We start from the raw sequence: 3,258 nt of genomic DNA on the forward strand, positions 1-3,258 counted from the left end.
GTGGGGACCGGAGCGGGCGGGGTCGTACATCGACCGTGACGCTACCGGGTGGAAATCGCCGTCACGATGGCCGACTGGGCGGAAAGTCAGGCCGTGCGCCGTTCGGACCAGGGGACCACGGTCGCGGCCCCGCCGGCGAGCACGGCGGCGTGCACCGCGCGGGCCAGCGGGGCGCCCCAGGCGGAGCGGGGCCCGCCATAGGCGGACGGCTCGCCGTCGGCCCGACAGCAGACGGTGACGGCGTCGGTGGGGGTGCCGGTGCCCGCCAGCCCCAGTTCCCGGATCGCCTGCGCCTTCGCCTCAGTCGCCGTGGCCACGGCGTTGACCAGGGCCGCGTCACCGAGCCGGGCGGGCACCTGGACCACGATGTTGACCGTGCCGACCCGGTGGGCGGGCGCGGCGCGCCTGGCGGGTACAGGCTCGGGCGCGGCGGGGTCGGGCGCGGCTGCCTGGACGGGGATGCCCAGCCCGACGGTCGCCCAGACCCGCACCCCGGCGTCGGTCCGGGTGATCACCTCGGCGACGTCGACGCCGGTCAGCAGGCCGACGCCGGGCCCGTCCAGGCCGAGCTGGCCGGCCAGTTCGGCCAGGTGGTCGGCCGGGTCGTCCCGGTGGTACGACATGGGCACGGTCGCGTTGACCACCCAGTGCCGTACGCCGATCCCGCCGCCGAGCGGCGCGGAACTGACCGCCAGCAGCGGCCGGTCGGCGCGCCAGACAAGCAGCGGGATGTCCCACCCATCCTCGTGACGGCTGGTCAGGGTCGGCTCGGTCAACACGCCGCCGACCCTACGTCCCGGGCGCGTGGAAGGGGGCCGGGGCCGCCGGGCCTGCAGATCATAGTGGTTGATCAGGTCGGGCACGTTACGCCCAACGATCAAGATTCCAGGGGTGCGCCTCTGATTACCGCTCACGTGCGCCTAGACTGGCCTCGCGCGAGGGATCAGCGGACGGCGACCCGGCCGAAAAGACGGCACGCGCAGGCGGAGGTGCGCGATGGACGAGGTACTGGCCCGCAGCGGGATCTTCCAGGGAGTCGACCCGGAGGCTGCCGAGGCGCTCGCCAAGGAGATGGAGACGATCGAGGTCCGCAAGGGCGAGGTCGTGTTCAACGAGGGTGAGCCCGGTGACAGTCTCTACATCCTCCTGTCCGGCAAGATCAAGGTCGGTCGCCGGGCGGCGGACGGTCGGCAGAACCTGATCGCCGTGATGGGCCCGTCGGACATGGTCGGCGAGCTGTCGCTGTTCGACCCCGGGCCCCGGACGGCGACGGCCACCGCGGTGACCGACACCCGCCTGGTGCGGTTGCGCAAGCAGGCCCTGCGGCCGTGGCTGAACAATCGGCCCGAGATCGCCGAGCAGTTGCTGCGAGTGCTGGCCCGCCGGCTGCGCCGGACGAACGACTCGCTGGCCGACCTGATCTTCACCGACGTGCCGGGACGGGTCGCCAAGAACCTGCTCCAGATGGCTGGCCGGTTCGGCACCCGCGACGGGGGCGTGCTGCGGGTGACCCACGACCTCACCCAGGAGGAGATCGCCCAGCTCGTCGGCGCCTCCCGGGAAACCGTCAACAAGGCGCTCTCCGACTTCGCCTCGCGGGGCTGGCTGCGGTTGGACGGCAAGAGCATCATCATCCTGGACCCAGAGCGCCTGGCCCGCCGCGCCCGCGTCTGACAGCTCCCGCACCCACCCCGACGGGCGTTCTGCCGAGCGGAGAACTTCTGCCTTCGCGATCGCGGTGTCGAACTGGGCGGCGGGGCGGTTCCGCGACGACCAGGTCGCCCTAGTCGACTCCCGGCTGGCCCACTGGGCGGGGATCCTCGCCGACGTGCCGGTCGAGGTCCGGACCGTGGTTTGCGGGCACACTCACATGCCGTTCGCCCGGCTGGTCGACCGACGCCTGGTGGTCAACGCGGGCAGCGTCGGCATGCCGTACGGCGGGCCGGGGGCGGACTGGGCGCTGCTCGGGCCGGGGGTGCAGCTACGGCGCACCGCGTTCGACGTCGACGCGGCGTGCGCGCGGGTGGCGGCGGAATCCGGCTTTCCCGACGCCGCCGGCTGGGCCGACGAGTACCTGCGCTCCCGGCACAGCGACGCCGAGGCGCCGGCCGTCTTCGGCCTGCGCGACGGCCGCTGAGGGGCCCGACCCGGCCCAGTTGAACGCGCGTCGCGCGTCGTCGAGCAGCGCCCGGGCTGTACGCGTCGGCACGTCACCGTCGGGCTCCAGCCGCATGCCGGGACGCCTCGGCCTGCGGAAGGGCGGGAACGCCGGCTGGGCCCTTTGGAGCTGCCCCGTTCACGCGCCCAGTCCGATTGCCCCGTTTGTGGGGGCAGCTCCAAAGGACCAGGCACGACCAGGCCCGGGGCACGACCGCAAGTCGGGCGCCACCATGACCAGGCACGACCAGGCCCGGGGCACGACCGCAAGTCGGGCGCCACCATGACCAGGCACGACCAGGCCCGGGGCACGGCCGAATGCCGGGCGCCACCATGACCAGGCACGACCCGAAGACCAGGCACGACCCGAGGGCGGGGTTCCCTTTGGGGCAGATGGATCCGAGCGAACCTGGGACGCCAGCGCGCGCAGCAGGACGGGCGGACCACAAAAAGTCAGGCTTGACTGTTTGTTTCGGCGACGGCACGCTGTCCCCGTGACCGCCGCGTCGACCCGCGTCCCCCAGCAGGAGCGCAGCCGCGCCACCCGGGCCCGGCTGCTGGAGGCGACCGTCGAGTGCCTGATCGAGCACGGTTGGTCCGGCACCACCACCACCGTGGTGGCGACCCGGGCCGGGGTTTCCCGGGGTGCTCAGCTGCACCACTACCCCACCAGGACCGCCCTGGTCACCGCCGCCGTCGCGCACCTCGCCGAGCGCCGGGCCGGGGAGCTGCGCACCGAGGCCGAGGCGCTGCCCGCCGGGCCGCAGCGGCTCGACCGGGTGATCGACCTGCTCGGCGCAGCGTTCACCGGGCCGCTCTTCGTCGCCGCCCTCGAACTCTGGGTCGCCGCCCGCACCGACGCCGAGCTGCGTGCCGCCCTGGTGCCCCTGGAGCGGCAGGTGGGTCGGGAGATGCACCGGCTGACCGTGGCGCTGCTCGGCGTCGACGAGCGCCGGCCCGGGGTCCGGGAGGCCGTGCAGGCGACCCTCGATCTGCTGCGCGGGCTCGGGGTGGCCAACCTGCTCAGCGACGACTCGTCTCGCCGCGCCGCCCTGCTCAGCACCTGGAAACGCCAGCTCGCCACCCTGCTCACCCCCTGAC

4 protein-coding genes are annotated in these 3,258 nt (G+C 73.7%); 3 read left to right on the forward strand and 1 reads right to left on the reverse strand.

Annotation, left to right across the window (positions count from 1 at the left end; all coding sequences use genetic code 11):
- Positions 1 to 86: 86 nt before the first annotated feature.
- Positions 87 to 779 carry an adenosylcobinamide amidohydrolase gene (locus tag E1258_RS31345; protein WP_132407448.1) on the reverse strand — a complete coding sequence of 231 codons (693 nt, stop codon included), beginning with the start codon at positions 777 to 779 and terminating at the stop codon, positions 87 to 89.
- Between the two features lie 217 nt (positions 780 to 996).
- Here E1258_RS31345 and E1258_RS31350 point away from each other — a divergent pair, with 217 nt between their 5' ends.
- From E1258_RS31350 to E1258_RS31360, 3 genes are all read left to right on the forward strand, one after another.
- Entirely contained in the window at positions 997 to 1,674 is a 678-nt protein-coding gene (locus E1258_RS31350; protein WP_132407450.1) for a Crp/Fnr family transcriptional regulator, read from the forward strand.
- A gap of 64 nt (positions 1,675 to 1,738) precedes the next feature.
- Positions 1,739 to 2,137 (forward strand): metallophosphoesterase, encoded by a 399-nt coding sequence (locus E1258_RS31355; RefSeq protein WP_243715807.1) that lies wholly within the window; start codon positions 1,739 to 1,741, stop codon positions 2,135 to 2,137.
- Between the two features lie 514 nt (positions 2,138 to 2,651).
- On the forward strand, positions 2,652 to 3,257 hold the full coding sequence (locus tag E1258_RS31360) for a TetR/AcrR family transcriptional regulator (protein WP_132407452.1): 606 nt from the start codon (positions 2,652 to 2,654) through the stop codon (positions 3,255 to 3,257).
- Position 3,258 lies beyond the last annotated feature (1 nt).

The sequence above is a fragment of the Micromonospora sp. KC207 genome, from assembly GCF_004348615.1.
GTDB lineage: Bacteria > Actinomycetota > Actinomycetes > Mycobacteriales > Micromonosporaceae > Micromonospora.

Coding starts and splice junctions, on each gene's coding strand:
- E1258_RS31350 (WP_132407450.1), top strand. CDS start 997: ATGGACGAGGTACTGGCCCGCAGCGGGATCTTCCAGGGAGTCGACCCG.